General features: G+C 70.6%; 14 protein-coding genes and 1 pseudogene. 4 read left to right on the top strand and 11 right to left on the bottom strand.

Features of this window, described 5'->3' with window-relative positions:
* Window positions 1-130: 130 nt before the first annotated feature.
* Window positions 131-586, top strand: coding sequence for a universal stress protein (locus tag KZJ41_RS15570; RefSeq protein WP_080688533.1), 456 nt, complete (start codon window positions 131-133; stop codon window positions 584-586).
* A 239-nt stretch (window positions 587-825) separates the two neighbouring features.
* Window positions 826-1470 carry a hypothetical protein gene (locus KZJ41_RS15575; protein ID WP_006936531.1) on the top strand — a complete coding sequence of 215 codons (645 nt, stop codon included), beginning with the start codon at window positions 826-828 and terminating at the stop codon, window positions 1468-1470.
* 83 nt (window positions 1471-1553) lie between these two features.
* Here the strand turns inward: KZJ41_RS15575 and KZJ41_RS15580 are convergent, their stop codons facing one another.
* Entirely contained in the window at window positions 1554-2393 is an 840-nt protein-coding gene (locus KZJ41_RS15580; protein ID WP_198163413.1) for an alpha/beta fold hydrolase, read from the bottom strand.
* A gap of 662 nt (window positions 2394-3055) precedes the next feature.
* On the opposite strand from KZJ41_RS15580, the gene KZJ41_RS15590 reads away from it, so the two are divergent.
* A complete protein-coding gene (locus KZJ41_RS15590) occupies window positions 3056-4522 on the top strand; it encodes a CHAD domain-containing protein (protein WP_065922535.1) in 1467 nt (488 codons plus the stop codon).
* Between the two features lie 59 nt (window positions 4523-4581).
* Here the strand turns inward: KZJ41_RS15590 and KZJ41_RS15595 are convergent, their stop codons facing one another.
* Together KZJ41_RS15595 and KZJ41_RS15600 are read right to left on the bottom strand one after the other, a co-directional pair.
* Window positions 4582-6162, bottom strand: coding sequence for an MBL fold metallo-hydrolase (locus KZJ41_RS15595; protein ID WP_232334187.1), 1581 nt, complete (start codon window positions 6160-6162; stop codon window positions 4582-4584).
* Window positions 6159-6875 carry a hypothetical protein gene (locus tag KZJ41_RS15600; protein ID WP_006936541.1) on the bottom strand — a complete coding sequence of 239 codons (717 nt, stop codon included), beginning with the start codon at window positions 6873-6875 and terminating at the stop codon, window positions 6159-6161. The genes KZJ41_RS15595 and KZJ41_RS15600 overlap by 4 nt, the downstream gene beginning before the upstream one ends.
* A gap of 1041 nt (window positions 6876-7916) precedes the next feature.
* On the opposite strand from KZJ41_RS15600, the gene KZJ41_RS15605 reads away from it, so the two are divergent.
* Window positions 7917-11387 (top strand): serine/threonine-protein kinase, encoded by a 3471-nt coding sequence (locus KZJ41_RS15605; RefSeq protein WP_065922534.1) that lies wholly within the window; start codon window positions 7917-7919, stop codon window positions 11385-11387.
* A gap of 339 nt (window positions 11388-11726) precedes the next feature.
* On the opposite strand, the gene KZJ41_RS15610 is transcribed toward KZJ41_RS15605, so the two are convergent.
* The 8 genes and pseudogenes from KZJ41_RS15610 to nuoL all read right to left on the bottom strand — a co-directional run bounded on the left by KZJ41_RS15610 (window position 11727) and on the right by nuoL (window position 22108).
* Entirely contained in the window at window positions 11727-12020 is a 294-nt protein-coding gene (locus tag KZJ41_RS15610) for a hypothetical protein (protein WP_065922533.1), read from the bottom strand.
* A gap of 389 nt (window positions 12021-12409) precedes the next feature.
* Window positions 12410-13606 (bottom strand): adenylate/guanylate cyclase domain-containing protein, encoded by a 1197-nt coding sequence (locus KZJ41_RS15615; RefSeq protein WP_043799585.1) that lies wholly within the window; start codon window positions 13604-13606, stop codon window positions 12410-12412.
* 327 nt (window positions 13607-13933) lie between these two features.
* Window positions 13934-14215, bottom strand: coding sequence for a hypothetical protein (locus KZJ41_RS15620; protein WP_050035304.1), 282 nt, complete (start codon window positions 14213-14215; stop codon window positions 13934-13936).
* 154 nt (window positions 14216-14369) lie between these two features.
* Window positions 14370-14588, bottom strand: a complete 219-nt coding sequence (locus KZJ41_RS15625; RefSeq protein WP_065922532.1) for a helix-turn-helix transcriptional regulator — start codon at window positions 14586-14588, stop codon at window positions 14370-14372.
* Window positions 14589-14750: 162 nt separating this feature from the next.
* Window positions 14751-16327 (bottom strand): annotated as a pseudogene (locus KZJ41_RS15630) (alkaline phosphatase).
* A gap of 482 nt (window positions 16328-16809) precedes the next feature.
* Entirely contained in the window at window positions 16810-18459 is a 1650-nt protein-coding gene (gene nuoN / locus KZJ41_RS15635; RefSeq protein WP_065922530.1) for an NADH-quinone oxidoreductase subunit NuoN, read from the bottom strand.
* Window positions 18456-20090 (bottom strand): NADH-quinone oxidoreductase subunit M, encoded by a 1635-nt coding sequence (locus KZJ41_RS15640; RefSeq protein ID WP_065922529.1) that lies wholly within the window; start codon window positions 20088-20090, stop codon window positions 18456-18458. The genes nuoN and KZJ41_RS15640 overlap by 4 nt, the downstream gene beginning before the upstream one ends.
* The gene (gene nuoL, locus KZJ41_RS15645) at window positions 20090-22108 is read right to left on the bottom strand and encodes an NADH-quinone oxidoreductase subunit L (RefSeq protein WP_084648627.1); all 2019 of its coding nucleotides are present in this window, start codon (window positions 22106-22108) and stop codon (window positions 20090-20092) included. The genes KZJ41_RS15640 and nuoL overlap by 1 nt, the downstream gene beginning before the upstream one ends.
* Window positions 22109-22229 lie beyond the last annotated feature (121 nt).

Genomic DNA, 22229 nt, shown 5'->3' on the forward strand with positions numbered 1-22229 from the left:
CGGTCACGCACCGGCCCGCACGAAGCCGTACCACCCGGATGCGGCGGCGAACGACCGTCCCTCGGCGCCGCCTGCGTCGAGGATCCCGGCGCCGACCGTTCCGACCGCGCCGGGCAGGAGAGGAGTCGTCGTGACCGATGACGGAATGACCGGCCGCGTCGTGGTCGGAGTGGACGGTTCGGAGCCGTCGAAGGGGGCACTGCGCTGGGCACGATTCGTCGCCCGCTCGGCAGGGTTCGAGGTCGACGCCGTGGCGGCATGGGAGATTCCCTGGGCCGCCGCGGAAGGCTGGCCGAGCGATTGGGATCCGGAGCGGGAAACGTCCGGGATGCTGCACGAGACGGTCACCGGGGTCCTCGGGAGCGAGCCCGGCGTGTCCGTGCAGGAACTGGTTCGCCGCGGCGGAGCCGCGCGCGTCCTGCTCGACGAGAGCCGCGACGCGCAGTTCCTGGTGGTGGGAAGCCGGGGGCACGGCGGCTTCAGCGGCCTGCTGCTCGGTTCGGTCAGCGCCGCATGCGCCGAGCACGCACACTGCCCGGTGCTGGTCATCCACGGCGATACCCCGCCTCCGCCCGTCTCGCCCTGAGGCGATCGCGGCGACGATCCCGCGCCCCCGTCGCACCGCTGTCCCCGATCTGCCGGTCCGGTCGTTCCCTTCCCCGGATCGGTCCCCGCCGCGTGTTCTCGTCCCGGAAAACGCTGCGAACAGCACCCGGTGCGGCGGATGATCGAGAAACAGCGCCCGAGGGCGGTGGATCGTACGCGCGACCCTCCCGTTCCTGCGCGTGTCCGACTCGTTCGCTCGACCTTCGGGAGAGGCCCGCCATGAGACTCGGCATCCTCGTTCTCGCCGTCGGCGCGTCGCTGCTCGCCGGCACCGGTGTTGCAGCGGCCGCCGATCCGGCCGTCCTCGGCGGCGGTTCCGGTATCGTCATGGACGGCCGGAACTACTGCACCCTCACCACGATCGGCCCCGATTCCGGGGGCCGGCTGGTCGGATTCACGGCGGGGCACTGCGGAAACGCCGGGTCCACGGTCGCCTCGGAGGCCGATCCGGACGCCGGTGTGGTCGGCACGATCGCCTACACCGATGCGGACTTGGACTACGCGGTGATCGTGTTCGAGCCGGCGAAGGTGGCGCCCGTGAATCGGGTGGGAAACACGACGATCACGGGGATCGGGGGACCGGCGCAGTTCCCGGACATCGTCTGCAAGCAGGGCCGCACCACGGGGCATACCTGCGGGGTGGCCTACGGCGATGTGTTCGGTTCGGGGCAGACCTGGACGCAGACGTGCGTCGACCTCGGCGACTCGGGAGGTCCGGTGGTGGTCGGAACCACGCTCGTGGGCATGGTGAACGGCTATCTCAGCGTTGCCTGCCTCGGTCCGGAGGTCGGCACGAGCATGACGGCCGTCGTCGGTGACGCCGATGCGCGGGGCGGCGCCGGGGCGGGGTTCCGTCCGATCTAGGAGGCGCAGGTCGAGACGATGTCGCCCGGGTGAGGGGCGGACCTGTCGGACCGGCGGCCACGCACCCCGGGGGTTCTCCTCGGTCAGCCGACCTCGGCGAGAAAACGCTCCAGGATGCCGGTGACCCGGGCCGGGTCTTCCAGCGTCGAACTGTGGCCCACCCCGTCGAGTTCCACCAGTCGCGAGCCCGGGATCAGCGCGTGCATTTCGCGGGAGAGATGCGGCGGCATCTCGACATCCAGTTGTCCCGCGACGATCAGCGTCGGCACGCTCACCGCGGGGAGCTCGTCCCGGATGTCGGGGCGGACCATCATGCCGAGCATCGTGTTCGCCAGTGACGACCGGTCGGCCTGCGCCCACCGCCTGCGCCACGCCTGACGCTCGGGTTCCCGGGCGGGGTCGGTGCGGAACGGTGCGCCGTAGAGTTCCTTCTCGATGCCGCGCAGCACGAGGGCAGGTGACGGCCCGAGGAGCCGGGCCACGGCCGTCAGGGCCAGGTGCAGCGGGTACTTCGCGGGCGGGTGCGGGGTTGCGCCGGTGTTGAGCAGGGTCAGCGAGCGCACCTGGTCCGGTTCCCGCGCTCCGATGCGCATCCCGACGAAGCCGCCCATCGACAGCCCCACCAGATGCGCGGGTGCGAGGTCGAGCCGCCGGATCACGGTGAGCACGTCGGCGGTCAGTTGCTCGAGCTGGTAGCCGCTCCGGGCGTGCCCGGAGCGGCCCTGTCCCCGGAAATCGAGGGTGAGGCAACGGTATCGATCCCTCAGCGCCGCGATCTGCGCCTCGTACATTCGCCCGTCGAAGAAGAACCCGTGCAGGAACAGGATCGGCTCGCCCTCACCGCCGGTGTCCTCGCAGTACAGGTCGACGTCCCGCACCCGCAGGTACGACCGGCGCATGTCCGGAACTCGGGGCGTTGTCATGGCATGCTCCGTTTCGAGCTGTGACGGGGACCGTCGCGGAATGAGGTCGAGGATCGGTTCCGAGCACCGCCGGTGTCAAGGGGGGCCGCAGCAACCGCAGTGGCGCCGTGGATCCGTGTGCCCGCGATCTCGCGACACCACTTCAGCACGTGCAGTTGTGCCTCGGTCAGATTCGTGAAAGCCTGATCGGCCCAAGAGCTTCCGCGCACATACTGCACCGCGCGTTCGACCCGGGGTTTACGCTTCGGTGACCGCACCCGCGCCGGATCGGGCCGGGCCGTCCGGTCCGTCGCCGGCGTCGGCAGGGGCCTCGGTGCGACCGTCGCCGCATTCTCCGGCTGCGTCGACGACCGCGCCGGCGCAGCAGCGGTGGTGGTACCGGACTGGACTCGGGTGGTGGGCCGGTACGGGATCAGCCGTTTCGCGGCCGGTGCCCCGTCCCCGACGGCGGCCGGCACCGGCCAGTCCACCAGCCCGGTGCTGCCGAGGGCGGCCAGCGTCGCCGCGGCCGCCGGGGTCGAGTCGGTGACCAGACGAGCGGATGTAGCACGTATTCCCGGAGATCCTCGACCGTCGATTGGCCCACTGCCGAAGACCATCCTGCGGCGGGAACCCGGCGCGTTCACTGCCGAAGCCCGGCCGGATGCGACAGACTCGAAGTCATGGCCTCGTCCGCGCCCGCCCACACCACGTATCTCGCGTCGTCCCGGGGGGACCTGCCGCGATGGCAGGACATCCTGCCGAAGGCACGGCACGTCGAGCACCCCGGCCCCGAGCGCCACAGCATCTACCTCGACACCGACGACCGCGATCTGCGGCACTGGGACAGCGTCCTCCGGTACCGAAATCCCGGCCCCGACGACGAGCCCGGCTGGGAACTGGCCGTTCCCGGCGGCACGCTCGGTACCGAACTGCACCTCGCCTCCACCGACAGCGACCTCGTGCCCGACGAACTCACCGCGGCGGTGGCGGGCCTGACGGGCGGGCGGCCGCTGCGACGCTCGGTCACCCTCGGCATCGGCGAGCACCGGCACGAGTGGTACGACCGCAAGGACCGGCTGCTCGCGCAGATCATCGTCGAGACGGTCCAGGCCACCGTGATCGGCCGGGTGGCAACCGTCGAACAGTGGCACCAGCTCCACCTCGACCTCGGTACGGCGGCGACGAAGAAGCACCGCACCGCCGTCACCGCGGCCCTGGCCCGCGCCGGCGCCGCACCGGCCCCGCACCGCAGCGAGCTCGAGCACGCCCTCGCCGCAACCGACCCGGCCCCGGGCCCCCACACCCCCACCGGGAAGGCCCCCACAGCGCGGCGGATGCTCGGTGCCTACCTCGACGCCCAGATCGAGGCGATCGGCGCGGGGGACGTGTGGCTGCGCCGCGGTCTGGACCCGATACATCCCACCCGGGTCGGTATCCGGCGGCTGCGCAGCACCCTCCGGGTGTGGCAGGACCTGTTCGAACCCGCGCAACGCACCTGGCTCGATTCCGAATTGTCTTGGTATTCCGGGCTGCTCGGTCATGTTCGGGATCGGCAGGTGCAGCGCGCCCGGCTGGCCGCCGCGCTCGAGACACTGCCGCCGGAAGTGGTGATGGGCCCGGTGGCGTCCCGGCTCGACACCGATCTGCTCGCCGACGAGCGCCGCCACCTCGACGAGGTGCTGCGCGCCCTGGACTCCGACCGGTATCGCATGCTGCTCGCCGCGCTGGCACGCTGGCGCACGCAGCCACCGCTGACCGACCATGGGGACGGTGCGCGGGTGATCGAGAAGGCGGTGCGCACCGCCGAACGCACGGCCCTGAGCCGGGTGCGGGCCGCCGCCGACGAGGACGAGGCGGCGCCGAGTCGGGCCCGCAAGGCCGCCGAGCGGGCCCGCTACGCCGTCGAGTTGGCTGCCCCGCTGCTGGGCCGCACACGCGCGAAGCGCAAGATCGCCCGCTACACGAACATCCAGCAGGTCCTCGGCGAACATCGGGACAGCGCCGTCGCCACCGACCTGCTGCGCGAGTTCGGTGCCCGGGCCGGGACCACACCCGGGGAGAACGGGTTCACCTTCGGGTTGCTGTACGGGCTCGAGCTGCAGGCGGCCGAGCGGGCCCGTCGCCACGCCGCCGACCTGGCCACCTGAACGGCACCCCCTGGTCCGGTCGAGGCGGCGGCGCGCCTCGTCGAGGCTGCCGGCCTCGGTCACCGTGTGCACCACCGCGCCGATCCCCGGGAGCCGTCACTGCACCACCGCGGCGAGGGTCGGTCGATCCATGATCCGAGCAAGGTCGTGATCGACCTGGCGATGGCGACGACCGCCGCGATGCCGCACAGCACCCGCATGGCGGCGTATGCCGCGATGGGGGTCCGACCCCCGGCGGAGCACAGGGCGGGTGCTCGACGTCGAGCAGGCTGCGACGGTAGCCGGCCATGGGCCGCCAGGTCCCCCGGAGGTGGGCGAATGTCGGGGAACGCAGTACCGGGCGGGGCCGCTCTTCGGGTGACGGTCATCGCGGTGCTCTCGTCTGGTGGGCCGGCTGTCCGCTGTCGGTGACCCGGAACACCGGGTAGCGCGGTGCCACAGCCGCCAACTCTTCCCCGCAGCAAGTAGGCGCGGAGGAGGCCGGCCCGGTCGGCGACCGGCACCTCGACCAACGTGACAGCCCTGCGTCGGCGGCCGCGGGCCAGCACCGCGCGCCCGCCGGCGGCCCCCACGTTGCGGGCCCACTGGGACTGCCCGGCCAGCGACAGCAGGTACTGCTCGCCGTCGTGGTCCAGCAGCACCAGGTTGGTCCGGCGCACGACACCGGAGCGGCGCCCGGGAACCTCGAGCGTCACGACATATCGCGGGCTGAGCCGCAGCCGGGTCAACGCGTGACCCAGCCACTGCAGCCGGGCGTACACCAGCGGTGGGGGCCGATACCGGCCCGCTCCGCCGTACCGGGGTGCGGCCACAGCGACCCGGAGCGTGCGCAGCCCCCGGCGCAGCCGACCGGCCCGAGGCCGGTCCAGTTTCCGGGCCAGGTGGTGCAGTGCCTCGGCCGCTGCGGTGGCCAGCGGCAGCCCGTGCCCGGGAGCGAGCACCCGCGGCTCCAGCGCCGCCAGGGCAGCGACGGACCGCACCGCCGCCGGCTGGTCCCAGGTGGTGTACCGGGGTGGTCCGGCGAGCCGCCGCCGGCCGGTCAGCGTCCCGAGGACCGAGTTCAGGTCCACGGTCACCGCGGCGTCCCCGGCGATCAGCACGCCGTCGCTGCGTCGCAGGTAGGCCACGTGACCCGGGGTGTGCCCGGGAGTGTGCACCCATTGCCAGTCGGGCAGCGCCGGCACCACGCCGCCCGGCCCCAGCGGACGCACCACGTCGGTGAGGCTGCCCGCCTGTTCGATCCGGGCCCGAGTCCGCCGGGGCAGCAGCCGCATCAGCGGGATCACCACCCACCGGTCCAGCGGCATCGTGTACTCCGGCAGGTACCGGCCCGGGGCCATCGGCAGCTCAGCGGGGTGGACGTACACCGGCACCCCCCAGGTCCGGGCCAGGGCCCCGGCGGCCCCGGAGTGATCCGGGTGGAGGTGGGTCAGCAGAATCGCCGCCGGCTTCGTGCCCGTGCCGAACAGTGACTCCGCCGCCGCGGTGATGGTCTCGGCGCTGCCGGCCCAGGCCGCGTCCACCAACACCCACGTCGACCCCGACGCGATCAGGTAGACGTTGGAGGCGGCGGCGCTCCGGCCGGCCCGGAGCAGGTGGACGCCGGGGGCGATCTGGTGCGGTCGGGCACGGAAGGTCATCGGGTGCCCCTGCTGCGGTGGCCGCTGCCGGGTTGCGCGTGTGCGACGCCGCGCCCGGCCTCGAGCCGGTCGCGGGCCCGGGCCGCCGGCAGCGCCAGGATCACCCCGCCGAAGGCCAGCACCATCAGCCCGTACACCCCGGCAGGACTCGTCGAACCCCACACCGCGTGCATCACCAGAGTGCCCGGGACCAATCCCAGGTAGCCGACCACGCCGGCTCCCAGCGCCCACGGCCACATCCGTGCCAGGGAGCGCCTGGCTGCGCCGAAGTGCTGCGGGGATACGGCCGGCCAGGCTGCGCCCAAGCCCAAGACGATGCCCAGCAGGGGCGGCCCGAACCCGCCGCCCACGGCCAACAGCAGCAACGACAGCCCGAGCAGCAGCGGCCCTGCGTGCCGGCGGTGCACGCCGACGATCGCCCAGGCACCCAGCGCGGTCGCCACCACCACGGTGACGACCCCGGAGACCAGCAGGTCGGGGAGCACGGTCAGGGCGGGCTCGCCGCCGAGGGCCTCGAACGCCGCGTGCTCGGGCCAGGACCGGATCACCCACCCCGGCGGTGGGCCCGAGCCCTGAAGCATCTCCCCGACCCCGTGCTCGATGCCGGCCAGGGCGGCCAGCGCCCCGAACACGGCGACCACGGTCCCGGTGGCGGCACCCGGCCGGACCTGCTGCCGGCTGCCGCCGGACTCGGCGTTCTCTGCGGTGGTCACCCGAATCACCCCGGGGCGGTCACGGGGGCGCCGGTCGACTCGACTACGTATTCCGCGGAACCGGCTTCGGATGCAGTCATCTCTCACCTCGGATCCTCGAAGGTGTGCACGGCGCCCTTCTCCGACCGCGGTTGCGGTGGGTGCACCCACTGTAGGTGCGCATCGCGGCAGATCGGCACGAGATCTCGTGCCGATCTGCCGAAGAAGCCACACGACCCCAGAAACCGCCACTACAGGCGGCGAGCGGGAACGCCGCCCAGCTGCGGGCCGGTCCCGCCTTCCACCGCGGGAGTGCGGTGTGCGCAGGCGCGGTCATGACTGCCGCGGTGGGTGAAAGTCCAGTTCCTGCAGCGTGGTCAGGGAGGTCGACGGCAGGTCGGGGAAGCGAATCGCTCTCATCGAAAGAGCCATTGAGGTTCGACGTCGAGTTCCACACCCTCCTCGCACACGCCGCCCAGAATCCGCTGCGGGTGACGCTGCACGGTGCCCTCCGAGCCTCGAGCGGCGTCAAACCCGCCCGACGCCCGGACCCGGTCCCCGCCGGCCCCGAACTGCCGGATACACCATCGCCGGCCAAGACGAGGTGAACAGTCTTGTCCCCGGCTACCCGATCATCCTCGAGGACCCGTTCCGCGCCGAATCCTGGCGACAGACGAGGCCCCTCGTACCAGCTCCAGCTCTGGGGTGCGGCCAACACACCGACGTCGCCGCCGCGCGGCCAACCGCTCGCTGAGCGTCCGCTGAGAAGGCGGTGCGTCACGCGTATCGGCGAATGGCCAACCGGGGCCGACAACCGGCCGACAGCCGACTTCGGCGTCGCGGCCGACGCCGCCGCGACGCCGACGCGTAGGTCGACGAGTCGGGTTCTGCTGCCGCACAATGGTTCTCGGGGAACATGCGACCCCAGGCGTGGGTGCCCGCCGACAATGCCCACTCCCTCGATGGACAGGCCGCTGGTCGTCCGTTCGATCGCCCCGCCTCCGATCCCACGGGGATATGATCAGGGCATTCGACCAACCCCGGCTATGAGTGAGGCAGCCGATGGCCGAGAGCGATCCGCTGGCGACGCAGCGGGAGACCCCGCCGCGCATCGTGGCCGAACTTGTCGCGGCCGGGTTCGAGGACGTGCACGAGATCGGCCGGGGTGGTTTCGGCGTCGTCTACCGGTGTCGGCAGCCCGCCCTGGACCGCACCGTGGCGATCAAGGTGCTGACCTCGGAACCGGACCCCGACAACCTCGAACGCTTCCTGCGTGAGCAGCGCGCAATGGGGCGGCTGTCCGGCCACCCGAATATCGTCACCGTCCACGAGGTCGGCGCCACCGCATCCGGTCAGCCGTACATCGTGATGGAGTACCACCGCCGCAACTCGCTCGAGGCCCGGATCCGGGAGCAGGGCCCACTGCGGTGGGAGGACGCACTCGGGATTGGCGTCAAGATCGCCGGCGCGTTGGAGACCGCGCACCGCATGGGCATGCTGCACCGGGACGTGAAACCGGCGAACATCCTGCTCACCGACTATGGTGAGCCGCAGCTGACCGACTTCGGAATCGCTCGGGTCGCCGGGGCTTTCGAGACCGCCGCCGGCGCGGTCACGGGATCTCCGGCGTTCACCGCCCCGGAGGTGCTCGCCGGACAATCCCCCTCCCGCTCGGCGGACGTGTACGGGCTCGGCGCGACTTTGTTCTGTGCCATCACCGGGCACGCGGCGTACGAGAGGCGCCGCGGCGAATCCGTGGTCGCGCAGTTCCTACGGATCACCCGCGGGCCGGCACCTGACCTGCACGGCGGCACCGGCATCCCGGATGATGTCGGCGAGATGCTCGAGCGCGCGATGGACCGGGATCCGACCTCACGCACCGGCACCGCCGCCGCATTCGGCGAGCAGTTGCGTGCGGTCGAGGAACACCACGGGCTGCCGGTGGACGAGCTACCGGTGCCCGATGCCAGCGAGCCCACCGACCTCGGCGCCGCGCACCCCCGCGCCACGACCGGCACCGGCCGCCGGCGGCGGACCGGATCCGGCCGGCTGACCCCACCGGTGCCTGCCACGCGGCTGCGCCCACCGACGGCGACCCGCCCCCTGGTGGTCCGCGAGCGCCTGCTGCGGCTGCTGCGTGTGGGTGGGCGGCGCATCCTGACGGCCATCACCGCCCCGCCGGGCTTCGGCAAGACCACCCTGGCCGCACAATGGTCGCGCGAACTGGCCGACAACGGCGTCCAGGTGGCCTGGCTGTCCGTCGACAGTGACGACAACGGGGCCGTGCGGCTTCTGGCGCATCTGCTCGAATCCCTCCGACAGGTGCGGCCGGCCCTGGCCCAGGATCTCGGCGCGGTCCTCGAGGAGTACGGCGACGACGCCACGCAGTATGTGCTCACCGCGTTGATCAACGAAATCCAGGAGTCCGAGGAGCACGTCGCGCTGATCATCGACGACTGGCACCGAGTCTCCGACTCCGCGACCATCGCTGCGATGGCGTACCTGTTGGACAACGCCGACCCCAATCACCTGCAGATCATCGTGACCAGCCAGGCGCGCACCGGACTGCCGCTGAGCCGCATGCGGCTGCGCGACGAGCTGATCGAGGTGGACGCGGCCACCCTGCGGTTCGACCCTCCGGAGGTACGACGGCTGCTGGTCGAGCTGGCCGGACTCCGCCTGACCGACAACGACGTCGACGCACTGACCCGCGCCACCGGCGGCTGGGTGGCCGCGCTGCAGCTGGTTTCGCTGTCGCTGCGCGACAGCGACGATCCGGCAGAGCTGATCCGCGGAATCACCGGCCGCCACCATGTCATCGGGGAGTACCTCGCCGAGAACGTCCTCGACACCCTCGAACCCCGAATTCTCGAGTTCCTGCTCGCCACCTGCATCTGCGAATACGTCTCTGCAGAGCTGGCAACCGTGCTCACCGGAACGACTCGATGCCAGTCGTTGCTCGAGGAGATCGAGGACCGCGGCCTGTTCCTGCGCCGGATGGACGAGGACCGCACCTGGTTTCGCTACCACCACCTGTTCCGAGAGTTCCTGCAACGCCGAATCGAACGCGAGACCCCCGAACGCGTGACGCAGCTGCACCGCACCGCGGCCCAATGGTTCGCCGAGCACGCGATCATCCGCGACGCGGTGACCCACGCCCAGGCCGCGGGGGATCAGGAGATGGCCGTCGACCTGGTCGAACGGCACGGCGCGAGCCTGCTCGAGCACTCCCAGGTGACGTCCACGCTGGCGCTTCTCGACAAGCTACCCCCGGCGGTGCTGTCCAACCGCCCCCGCTTGCAACTGATGGTGGCATGGACCACGATCCTGTTGAACCGCGTTCGCCCCGCCGAACAGGCCCTCGAGGCCGTCGAATCCCTCCTCACCACCGCGCCTCTCACCGCCGACGAGACCGAGGACCTGCGAGCCGAAGTCGGGGTGGTGCGTGCCGTCGTAGCGGCCCGGTGCGACCGCTTCGACACCATCGACGAGCTGGTCCGCCCCAGCCTGGCCCGGGCCGACTCGCTCTCACCCTGGGTAGTGTCCGCGGCCGCGAACCTCGCCAGCATGGCCGCGATCTACCGGTTCGATTTCGACGCGACGGAGCGGCTTCAGGAGTGGGCCGCGCCATACCACGCCCGCAACCACGGGCCATACGCCCACATGCACAGCTATTGCTGCCTCGGCCTCGCCGCGCACGAACGACTCGACATCGCCACCGCCGAGGAGCGGTTCCGGCAGGGTCTGCGGGTATCCCGCAGCCGGGGCGACGGGCACTCTCTCGCCGCCCGACTCGCGGCGTCACTGCTCGGCGAGCTGCTGTACGAACAGGACCGCCTCGACGAGGCGGAACGACTCCTCGACGAGGCCTACCTGCTCGGCTACGAGGGCGGTGCCGTGGACTTCAAGGTGGCCCGGTACGCGATCGGCGCCCGGATCAAGGCGGTGCGGGGCGATCGCGCGGCGGCCGCGCAGCGCCTGGATGCGGGCGCTCGGGCCGCGCACACGCTGACGTTGCCCAGGCTGCGGGCCCGGATCGAGGAGGAACGCGTACGGTTGCGGCTGCCCCCGACCGCCGGCATTCCCCCGCGCCCCCCGATCGCCTATGCGGAGCGGCGCCGGCCGGTGCACGGGGTCGACGCGATCACCGCCCAACTCGACGAGACCGTCGCCATCTGGGCACTGCTCGACGACGACACACCGGCGGCGACGGAGTTGGCCTGCACCTGGGCGCAGGAATGGGTGGACATGCTCGCAGACGCCGGCCGGCCGCGGGCGCTACTGCAGGCACGGCGGCTGCTGGTCGACACCCTCGCCGCGGCCGACCGCGCCGACGAGGCCAAGGAGTTGCTCGCGACGATCACCGCGCAATGCGCCACGCTCGGCATCGTGCGCTACCTGCTCGACGGCGGGCCGCACCTGGTGGCGCTGCTCGCGGATCTGCGCGCGGCCTGGGAGGCCGGGCGGTGGCGAGACGAGTGGCCCTCGGTGCCCGACCGATTCTGGGACGCGCTCACCCCGACAGAACCGTGATGCCCCGCCCATGCGCTCATCGCATCGTCCACAACGTCAGCGGCGCCTCCACCCGCATCCCGCGGCCCCACTCCGACCGCGAGAGGGCGCGAACCTGCGGACCAACGCCCGGCCTCGTCGCGCCACCCGCCAGACTGGTCGATGCGTTGGTCAGAATCTGCCGCGCGGGGTGTTCGGCCGACGATCGGGTGTGCGAGAGGATGAAGCGTTCCTGACGCTCTCCGTCACGGTGCGTTGTTCGAGGTAAACCGCCGCAGTGGCCGAATCCGAATTCCGGCATTCTGCCCGATGCGGTCACCGATGCCGTGGACGCAGCGCACGGCCACATCCGGGCCCTGCTCATCCGTCGTCCTCCACGTGGGCGGGGATCGCTTCGCGGCCACCATGGTGGTCCTGCCGGAAGGGCTGTACTTCGGCCGGCTGGGCACCGACAGCGCCGACGACCTCGTCGACACGTATCCGGCCGGCACCCTGGCCCTGCCCCACGTGCGCGGCCGCGCCGCGTTCTCGCTTCCGGCGAAGGCCGTCGAGCACGCCGCACGCCAGGCCGGCGGCATCACCGCCGTCGACGCGCTCGAACACCTCCGCGAGACCGTCGGACCCGATTCGGACAGCCCCACGGTCGACGCGCATCTGGCGCAGCGCCGGTACCGGGTGGTGGTGCGCGCAGGGAAGCCGCAGACTCCGTCCACCACGGATACGGAGCCGGCGCACCGGTCGCCTGGAATCGGTGGATCGTCGAGGAACTACACACGATCCCGTCGAGCCGACTTGTCCACGCCGCTCCCCTCACCGGCGCGGTCCACCTACAGAAAAAACTCTGCGGCTCAATTACATCCGGTTGGTGAACATGGTGGATCTCGTCTACCTCGCCGTGGCAGCGGAAGTGCCGGCAGCAGACCTGCTGCAGCCGCGGCCCAATTATTGCCGGATGACCGGGGAACTCCGACTTCGCGGGCGGCCGCGGGATTGCTCCAACCGCGGGCGCAACTCACCACCCGATCCTCTATCGGGAGGAGCCGCTACGGGGAGTGCTCGAGTCCCGTCTCGCTCGGTGACCTTCGGACCGCATGGACCCGATAAAGCTCGTGCTCGCCGGCGAAGCCTTTCAGCGTGTACCTGCCCGCCGGCTCCGCGGCCACTGCCGCGCTGTCCAGCCGACGCATCGCCGCGACGTCGACAAGCACCTCGAGTGGTTTGGCGATCGAAGCGATGCGGCTCGCCCGGTTGAGCGGTCGACCGATCCAATCACCGGCACTGCGCACGGCAGTGCCCCATGCGATCCCGGCATGCAGCGGCGGAAGACCCTGCCGGTGCGCGGCAGCAAGGAGCTCCAGCACCACCGTGGCCAGACTCGTCGGGTCCGGGGACAGCAGCAGCACCGCGTCCCCGACGGTCTTCACGAACCGCACCGGCGGGGCCACCACATCCGTGGTCAGAGCATCGAGTCGATCGGCCAACTCGCCGAGCTCCGATGGCGACAGTTGCTCCCCGAGACCGGTGAACCCGACCAGATCGGCGAAGCACACCGCGACCTCGTGTGCCCCGGGATCACGGTGATCGACCGTATCGGCGTGGATCTGCTGACGCAGATACTGCCGAAGGCGCGTGGTGACGGCGCGACCGAGCAAGCGGGATTGAAACTCCGCGAACCGTCGCAGCTCGCGGGCATAGCGCAGTGCCATCTCGGGGTGATCGGCGTCGGCATCGAGCTGCCGCTGAATCAAGGACACGGTCGCGCCGGCGAGGGTCGCGGTATTTCTGCCCACAATCCGGGCGAACGCGAATAGGTCGGCGTCCGCGCCGCCGAGAGCGCGGTACTCGGCCAACAGCCGGGCCAGACGCAGGTCGTCCTCGCTGTAGTCCGCCGCCCCCGCGGTCGACACCCCACGGCCCATCGAGCGAAACCACCGCTCCACATCCGACCTGGAGAGGCCGGTCCGGCCCGAGATCTGTTCGATCGTGTAGGTGACCCCGCGGGGAGTCAACGCATCGTCGAACAGCAGATATCCCAGCTGGCCTCGCCGGGTGGCCTCGGTCAGCGCTGCCACGTTTGCGCCATGGTCGGCGAGGTGCAGCAGGACGCGGATGCGGCGTGCTCTGGCTACTCCCCCCAGCCCGTCCAGCAAGCCGGCCGCCGCGAACTCACGAACGCGACGTCGGCGGCGGCACAGCCGGGACGGCGCGGACAGCAGACGCCTCGCCAACGAAAGGAGCACTTCTGGATTGTCCCGGCTCGCGCCGCCTCCTGTCCCAGGAGTCTCGCGTCCATGACGACGACGTCGAAACGACCGGCGTCGGACATGGCCACTGCTGCCGCAAACGTCACTCGGTACCTCGGGGTGACCCGGATGCCCTTCAGGATCAGCACTCGGTACCGGTGCCTCACATGCAGCACACAGAACCCGGTCGGTCGATCGGGGCGGTCGCCTCGACGTCGACGAGCCGTGCCTGAACGCCGTGGGCGAGCGCACCGAGAATCCGGGGCACCGCACCGCCGAGGATGCGATCCCTCGCGCTACCGGCTCCGGCCGACGGCCGGTGCTCTAATTCCTCCCCGACTCACACGGCCGCAACCCCCGAAAAAGCCTGTCCGGGTCGAGTTCGGCGGCGGGGGGAACGACCACACCGATCGCCCGGGCCTCGGTCACCGCCCGGGCGAGCAACAGGCGGGCCTGCTCGTAGCGGCACCGAAGGTCCTCGGGCAACGCAACATGGCGCAGTGCGACTCCGGCGGGGACCTCGTCGAGCGCCTCTGCGACCAGGGATCGCACGATGAGAATTCCTGTCTGCACACCCTCGACCGCCCAGCGTTGTTGCCAATCCATGCCGACCGCCCTCGACTCGGCTCAGCACCGATTTCACCTGCCGCAATTATCCGCCCCACAAGTCCCTGTAGTCACGCCTCGAAACTGGGCATCGCCGTCGGCGTCGGTGCACATCGTCCGTAGCTGCTCGAGGGGGACCGCTTCCGCGAGGGGTCTACTCCGCTTCGGCAGTGAAGTACCCCGCCAGGCGCGCCTCCGCGAGAGCGCGCCTCAACAGATCCGTTGCCTGCACCTCCAACACCAGGCCGATATAGACGAGATCCACCATGTCGGTGATTCCTTCGCCTCGTTCCAGGCGCAGGATCGTGTGGTGGCTGACGCCGCTCGCCTTGGCGAGAGCGCCGTGAGTCAGGTGCCTGCGGAGTCGCTCCACTCGAAACTCCTCGGCAACCGGTCGCTGTGGTCGATTCCGCGGTCGTCGGGACAGATGACCCGGCCATGACTCGAACCTACGTCACCGAACGTGCAGGCGACAGAAGTGCGGCCGACGAAACGGGCCCGCCGCCGACCGGCCGAGGATCAGTGCTGAACCCCGTCAGGCCTCGGTGACACTGGGCTTCTGATCCTCGACAACAAAGCTGGCACGGGTGTGGATGGGCGCGCCCGGGCGCCGGACATAGGGAACGACGCGGAAGTCGTTTCGCCACACCTGATGATCCAGGGTGACGCGCACGTATCCACGCTGCGCGTTGAAGAACTTCATGTCGGGATTGGCGGCCAGCAGGCGGCGCCCGGTGTCGTTCATGTCGGCGCCGTCGCCAGCTGAGGTGATCGACGTTCCCGAGAATTCCGCCGCAACGACCGGTGATTCCGGATCGGCGTAGTCCCGGCGCAAGTCGGCGACGATGTTCTGGTGACGGTCCCCGGTGATCACCACCAGATTGCGGACGCCGCGATCCGCCGCAGCGCCGAGGACGGTGTTGCGATCGGCGACGTACCCGTCCCAGGAATCGGACGACACGACCGTCTCCGGCCCGGGATCGTTGTCGGTCTGGCCCATCGCCACCTGATTGCCGATGATCTGCCAACGGACCGCCGAGTCGATGAATCCATCGATCAGCCAGTCCCGTTGCGGTGCACCCAATATCGTGCGGTCGGTGTCGAGCCGGTCGGCGCAGTTCGCGGTGACGTCCTCCCCGCAGGCCTGCCGGTCCCGATATTGCCGTGTATCGAGCATGGTGATCTGCGCGAGATCACCGAAGCGATAGCGACGGTGCAGGCGCATCCCCGGCCCGGAGGGCCGCTGCGCGAGTCGCAGCGGCTGATGCTCGTACAGCGCCTGGAAGGCAGCGGCTCGGCGCCGACGGAACAGCGCGGAGATGCGATAGATGTCGATGCCCAGTCCCGGCGCATCGGCGGCCCAGTTGTTGTCGACCTCGTGATCGTCCATGGTCACAATCCAGGGAAAAGCTGCATGTGCGTCCCGCAGCGGCTGCTCCGCTTTGTACTGTGCGTAGCGCAACCGGTAGCCGGGCAGATCGACGGCTTCGTCACGGTCCACTCCCATCGACATTCCCTCACGGCCGCGCCTCCACCCGCGTTCGTAGATGTAGTCGCCCAGATGGACGACCAAATGAGGTCCTCATCGCTCATGTGCTCGTATGCGGTGTAGAACCCCGAACTCCACGATTGACAGGAGGCGAACGCAAACCGCATCCGCGAGGTGGGTTGTCCCGGAGCAGGGGCCGTGCGGGTCCGGCCCACCGGAGAGATCGCCGAGCCGGCACGAAACCGGTAGAAGTACCAGCGAGAGGGCTCCAAGCCGTGGATCTCCGGGTGCACGCTGTGGGCGAGTTCGCGCGTCGCGACAGCCGTTCCGCGCGTCACCACCTGCCGGAAGCTCTCATCGTGCGCGACTTCGTATTCGACGGTCACCGGATCCCACCCCATGCCGCCGCGCCCGCCGGGGGCAAGCGGGTCCGGTGCCAGACGGGTCCACAGGACGACACCGTCCGGTGTCGGATCTCCCGATGCCACACCGAGTACGAACGGGTCATCTCCTCGCCACCGCGGCGCCGGCAAGCGCGCGCTGCTCACCCCCGACGTACCCACCAGCACCGCAGCCGCTCCGGCCATACCGACTCGCAACACCTGCCGACGGGAGAGGGACATACACCACGGTATATCCCGGCTGCGGTCAGCGAGCCGGACGACGGGGTGCATCACTATCGAGACTGCTCCAGGCCCGCTTCGGCCGCCGGTGCCGCCCTGGCAGCCCGAACCTCACCCGCCTGCCCCCGCACCGGCGCAGTACACGTCGCTCGTCGCCCCCGGCCCCGATTGGCTGGCCGAGCGGCTGTGCGACCGACGGATCGTCCGGCTGACGGGTCGTCTCGACCACGCTCGCGCTGCTCGACACCTCCGGCGACGACCCGGTGCAGCTGTGGCCGCACGACGTCGAGCCCGACCGGCAGCAGTTGCGGGCACTGCAGCAACACCTCGCGGACGTCTGCCGGCGCCCCGTGGAAGAGATCGCCGAGAACATGCGCGCACACCGGATCCTGACCGCCGAGCAGGCCCGTGACTACGGCCTGATCGACGCGGTCGGCGGAAACCGGACGCCGCCGCGCCGCGACCGCCGGGTGACGCGGCGGTCAGCCGAGGAACACCGCGAAGCGATCCGCGAGATCGAGCAGCGGCTGCGGGAAGACGCCGAGCACCACCGTTATCACCGCCCCGGCGGCGACCGCGACGGTTGTCAGCACACTGGGCACCACGACCGTCGGGGCGTCGCGGTCCGGCTCGTCGAAGAACATCAGCACGATGACGCGCACGTAGAAGTACGCCGCGATCGCGCTGCTGACCACGCCGACGATCACGAGTGGAACGGCTCCGCTGCCCGCCGCCGCCCCGAACACGGCGAACTTGCTGACGAACCCGCTCGTGAGCGGGATGCCGGCGAACGCGAGGAGGAACAGGGCGAAGACCGCGCCGACGAGGGGTGAGCGCCGGCCGAGCCCCGCCCAGCGGGACATGTGGGTCGCCTCCCCGAGATCGTCGCGGACCAGGGTCACCACGGCGAACGCGCCGAGGGTGCTGAATCCGTAGGCGAACAGGTAGAACATCGTCGACGCCAGCCCCGCCCGGTCGGCGGCGATCAGGCCGGTGAGGATGAAGCCGGCGTGGGCGACCGACGAGTAGGCCAGCATCCGCTTCACGTCGTTCTGCGTCACGGCCAGCACCGATCCCGCCACCATCGTCAGGATCGCGACGCCCCACAGCAGGGGACGCCAGTCGTCGCGCAGCCCGGGCAGCGCCACGTAGAACACCCGCAGCATCGCGCCGAACGCCGCGACCTTGGTGGCCGCCGCCATGAAGGCGGTGATCGGTGTGGGCGCCCCCTGATAGACGTCGGGGATCCACGAGTGGAACGGCACCGCCCCGATCTTGAACAGCAGGCCCACCGCGAGCATCGCCGCGCCGATCAATGCCAGTGTGTCCCCGTCCGCGCGGCCCGCGACGGCGTCGGCGATGCCCGCCAACCGGACCGTGCCCGCGTAGCCGTACAGCAGCGCCACGCCGAAGAGGAAGAAGGCCGAGGAGAACGCGCCGAGCAGGAAGTACTTCAGTGCCGATTCCTGCGAGAGCAGGCGCTGCCGCCGGGCCAGGCCGCACAGCAGGTACAGGGGCAGCGACAGGACCTCGAGCGCGATGAACATCGTGAGCAGGTCGTTCGAGGCCGGGAACAGCAGCATCCCGCCGACCGCGAACAGCACCAACGGGAAGACCTCGGTCTGCGACATCCCCACCGCGGCGGCCTCGCGCTCGGCGAGGCTGCCCGGCACCGCGGACGCCTGCGGGGCGAATGCGTCGGCACCGCCGGCGCCCGTCGCCGCCGCCGCGCCCGGTCCCCCCGCAGTGGCGCCGCGGGCGCCCGGCTCGATTCCGCGTTCGGCGACGAGCAGCACCGCGAGGATCGAGACGAGCAGGATGGTGCCCTGCAGGAACAGAGTGGGCCCGTCGACCGCCACCGCGTCCACCGCGGCGGTGTACCCGGGCGCGGCCTCGGCGGAGAAGTCCAGCCCCGCGGCGAGCACGACGACGGCCACGAACGCGGCCACGAGACCGCCGAGCGCGAGCAGCAGCTGGCTCGCGTACCGGCCGCGGCGGGGAACGAACGCCTCGACGAGCACTGCGGCGACGGCCACCCCGAACACGATCAGCATGGGAGAGAGCGGGCCGTATTCGAGGTCGGGGGCCGGAATCGCCTGAGCGAGAACGGTGGTGCCGTCCGAGAGAGTCACCTGTGCGTCCCTCCGTGAGTGTCGGGCCCGGTCCCGCCGCCCGCGACGGGCTCGGCCGGCGCGGGCGGCGCCGGATCGGGCTGGTCGACCGTGACCAGGACCCGGCTCACCGCCGGGGTGATCACGTCGAGGGCGGGTTTCGGATACACGCCCAGGACGAGGAGCAACGCGATGAGCGGCACCACGACGGCTAGTTCGCGGGGCACCAGATCGGACACGTGCTCGTTGCCGTCGGTGACCGGTCCGGTCATCATGCGCTGGTACAGCCACAGCACGTAGATCGCCGAGAGGACGAGTGCGAGCACTGCGAACACGGCAGCGACCTGGTAACGCGGATACGTGCCGATCAGCACCAGGAATTCGCTGACGAACGGCGCCAGGCCGGGAAGGGACAGGGTCGCCAGTCCCGCGACGAGGAACGTGCCGGCCAGGACGGGGGCGACCTTGCGGACGCCACCGTAGGCGGCGATCGCGCGGGATCCCCGCCGGGAGACGAGGAACCCGGCGATCAGGAACAGCGCCGCGGTGGAGATGCCGTGGTTGACCATGTACAGCGTCGAACCGGCCTGCCCCTGGCTGGTCATCGCGAAGATGCCGAGGATGATGAACCCGAAGTGCGAGATGGAGGTGTAGGCGATCAGGCGCATCACGTCCGTCTGGCCGATGGCGACCGCCGCGCCGTAGACGATGCCGATCACCGCGAGCGTGACGATCACCGGCGCGAAGTACACCGACGACTCGGGAAACAGTTGCAGGCAGTAGCGCAGCATGCCGAACGTGCCGACCTTGTCGACCACGGCCATCATCAGCACCGCCCCGGCCGGGGTGGCCTGCACCGCGGCGCCGGGCAGCCAGGTGTGGAACGGCCACAACGGTGCCTTCACGGCGAAGGCGAACATGAAGCCGAGGAACAGCGCGTGGAGCACCACGGCGTCGGCGCCGAGACCGCCGCCGGTCACGGCGGCGACGATGTCCCGGAAGTCGAAGGTGCCGGCGCCCTGCCGGGCGGTGACCACGTACAGCCCGATGACCGCGGCCAGCATGATCAGTCCGCCGAACAGGTTGTAGAGCAGGAACTTCACCGCCGCGCGGGAGCGCTGCGTGCGATCCCCGAGACGATCCCCGAATCCTCCGATGAGGAAGTACATCGGAATGAGCATCGCTTCGAAGAAGATGTAGAACAGCAGCACGTCGAGGGCGGTGAACGACACCATCACCATCGCCTCGACCGTCAACATCAGCGCCATGTACAGCTGCGTGGTGCGCCGCGGCGCGGATCCCCGGGCGGTCGCGGCGGACTCGGCCTGTGTCGCGTCGTTCCAGCCCGCCAGCATCAGCAGCGGAAGCAGCACCGCGGTCAGCAGCACCAGCACGAGCGCGATACCGTCCACGCCCAGCGTGTATCGGGTGCCCAGGGCCGGAATCCACTCGTGGGATTCGACGAACTGGTACTGCTCACCTGCCGGATCGAATCCGACCGCCAGTGCGCAGGCCAGTACGAGCACCACGGCCGCGACCGCCAGCGCCGTCGTCTTGGCGAGGCTTCGCATGCCGGCGGGAAGCGCCAGCACGACGACGGCACCGACGAGCGGAACCACCCACAGGGTCGTCAACCAGGGAAAGTCGTCCACTACAGCCTCCCCAGCACCATCGTCGCGACCACGACGGCCGCGCCTACCAACATGGACAAGCCGTAGGACCGCACGAAACCGGTCTGCAGGTGCCGCATCCGGGCGGACAAGGCGCCGACCGTGGCGGAGATCCCGTCGACCGCGCCGTCGACGCCCTTGTCGTCGACGGTCACCAGGGTCGAGGTCAGGGACCGTCCGGGCCGCATGAACACCGCCTCGTTGACCGCGTCGCCGTAGAGATCCCTGCGGGCGGCGACGGTGAACACCGATACCTCGGCGGGGGCGACCTCGGGAATGTCGCGCCGAGCGTACTGCCGGTAGGCCACCGCGGCACCGGCGAGCACGACGGCGAGGGTGAGGGCGGTGGTCACCCACACCGGCAGCAGGTGTTCGGCCTCGTACGTCCCCACCACCGGCTCGAGCCAGTTCTGCAGCGCTCCCCCCAGGCTGAGCGCAGCACCGGCGCCGACCGAACCCACGGCCAGCACGATCATGGGCACCGTCATCACGGCCGGCGCCTCGTGGGGATGGACGTCGGCGGCCCAGCGACGCCGGCCGAAGAAGGTCATCAGCATCACCCGCGTCATGTAGAACGCGGTGATGCCGGCACCGAGCAGGGCGGCCGTCCCGAGGACGACGCCTTCGGCGCCGCCCGCTCCGAAGGCGGCCTCGATGATCTTGTCCTTGGAGAAGAAGCCGGCGAACGGCGGGATGCCGATGATCGCGAGGTAGCCGAGGCCGAAGGTGACGAACGTGACGGGCATGACGGTGCGCAGGCCGCCGTAGCGGCGCATGTTCACCTCGTCGTTCATCCCGTGCATCACCGATCCGGCACCGAGGAACAGTCCGGCCTTGAAGAAGCCGTGGGTGAGCAGGTGCATGATCGCGAAGGCGTACCCGGCGGGACCGAGGCCGGCGGCGAGGACCATGTAGCCGATCTGGCTCATCGTCGACGCGGCGAGCGCCTTCTTGATGTCGTCCTTGGCGCAGCCGATGACGGCCCCGAACAGCAGGGTCACCGCGCCCACGAGCACGACGGCGAGTTGCGCGGTGGGGGCGAGGTCGAAGATCGCATCGGACCGGACGATCAGGTAGACGCCCGCGGTGACCATGGTAGCGGCGTGGATCAGCGCCGACACCGGTGTCGGGCCTTCCATCGCGTCACCGAGCCAGGACTGCAGCGGCACCTGCGCGGACTTGCCGCAGGCGGCGAGCAGCAGCACGAGGCCGAGTGCGGTGAGCACGCCGTCGCTCGCACCCTCGGCCCCGCCGAAGACGTCGTCGAAGGTGACGGAACCGAACGTCGCGAACATGATCATCATGGCGACGGCCAGGCCCATGTCGCCGACGCGGTTGACGACGAACGCCTTCTTCGCGGCGGTTGCGGCGGACGGCTTGTACTGCCAGAACCCGATGAGCAGGTACGAGGCGAGACCGACACCCTCCCAGCCCACGTACAGGCCGAGGTAGTTGTCGGCGAGGACGAGCAGCAGCATCGCCGCAAGGAAGAGGTTGAGGTAGGCGAAGAACAACCGGCGCCCGGGAGCGGCGGAGCGACCCGACGCATCCGGAGCGGGGCCGGCGGAGCGACCCGACGCATCCGGAGCGGAGCCGGCGGAGCGACCCGACGCATCCGGAGCGGAGCCGGCGGAGCGACCCGAGGGGTCGGGGCCGTGTGCCATGTACCCGACCGAGTAGATGTGGATGAGTGAGCCGACGCCGGTGATCAGCAGCACGAAGCACATCGACAGCTGGTCGAGCTGGAGCCCGAAGTCGATCTGCAGGCCCGCGACCGGTATCCATTCGAAGAGGCTCTGGTTCACGGCACGGTCGGCGGCGTCGCGGCCGAGCATGTCGACGAAGAGGGCGACCCCGAGCGCGAACGAGGCGAGTGCCGTCGCGCATCCGAGCAGGTGTCCCCACGTGTCGCTGCGCCGGCCGGCCAGCAGCAGCACGGCCGCGCCGAGCAGCGGCAGCGCGGGCAGCAGCCAGACGGTGGACGAGATTCCGCCGTTCATGCCGGTCCGCCCGTCGGGGCGCCGCCGGCGCGGGCCGTCGTCTCGGGCGCGGTCGTCTCGGGCGCGGTCGTCTCGGGCACAGTCTCCTCCTCGTGCGTGTGCGGACGGGCTGTCCGGGGTC

Origin of the sequence: Rhodococcus sp. 11-3 (assembly GCF_023704055.1) — a bacterium.
Lineage (GTDB): Bacteria > Actinomycetota > Actinomycetes > Mycobacteriales > Mycobacteriaceae > Rhodococcus > Rhodococcus aetherivorans.

Excerpts from the sequence above, each read along its gene's own strand:
- KZJ41_RS15575 (WP_006936531.1), top strand. The coding sequence starts at position 826 with ATGAGACTCGGCATCCTCGTTCTCGCCGTCGGCGCGTCGCTGCTCGCC.
- KZJ41_RS15580 (WP_198163413.1), bottom strand. The coding sequence starts at position 2,393 with ATGACAACGCCCCGAGTTCCGGACATGCGCCGGTCGTACCTGCGGGTG.
- KZJ41_RS15590 (WP_065922535.1), top strand. The coding sequence starts at position 3,056 with ATGGCCTCGTCCGCGCCCGCCCACACCACGTATCTCGCGTCGTCCCGG.
- KZJ41_RS15595 (WP_232334187.1), bottom strand. The coding sequence starts at position 6,162 with ATGACCTTCCGTGCCCGACCGCACCAGATCGCCCCCGGCGTCCACCTG.
- KZJ41_RS15605 (WP_065922534.1), top strand. The coding sequence starts at position 7,917 with ATGGCCGAGAGCGATCCGCTGGCGACGCAGCGGGAGACCCCGCCGCGC.
- KZJ41_RS15610 (WP_065922533.1), bottom strand. The coding sequence starts at position 12,020 with ATGCGCGTCGACCGTGGGGCTGTCCGAATCGGGTCCGACGGTCTCGCG.
- KZJ41_RS15620 (WP_050035304.1), bottom strand. The coding sequence starts at position 14,215 with ATGGATTGGCAACAACGCTGGGCGGTCGAGGGTGTGCAGACAGGAATT.
- nuoL (WP_084648627.1), bottom strand. The coding sequence starts at position 22,108 with ATGAACGGCGGAATCTCGTCCACCGTCTGGCTGCTGCCCGCGCTGCCG.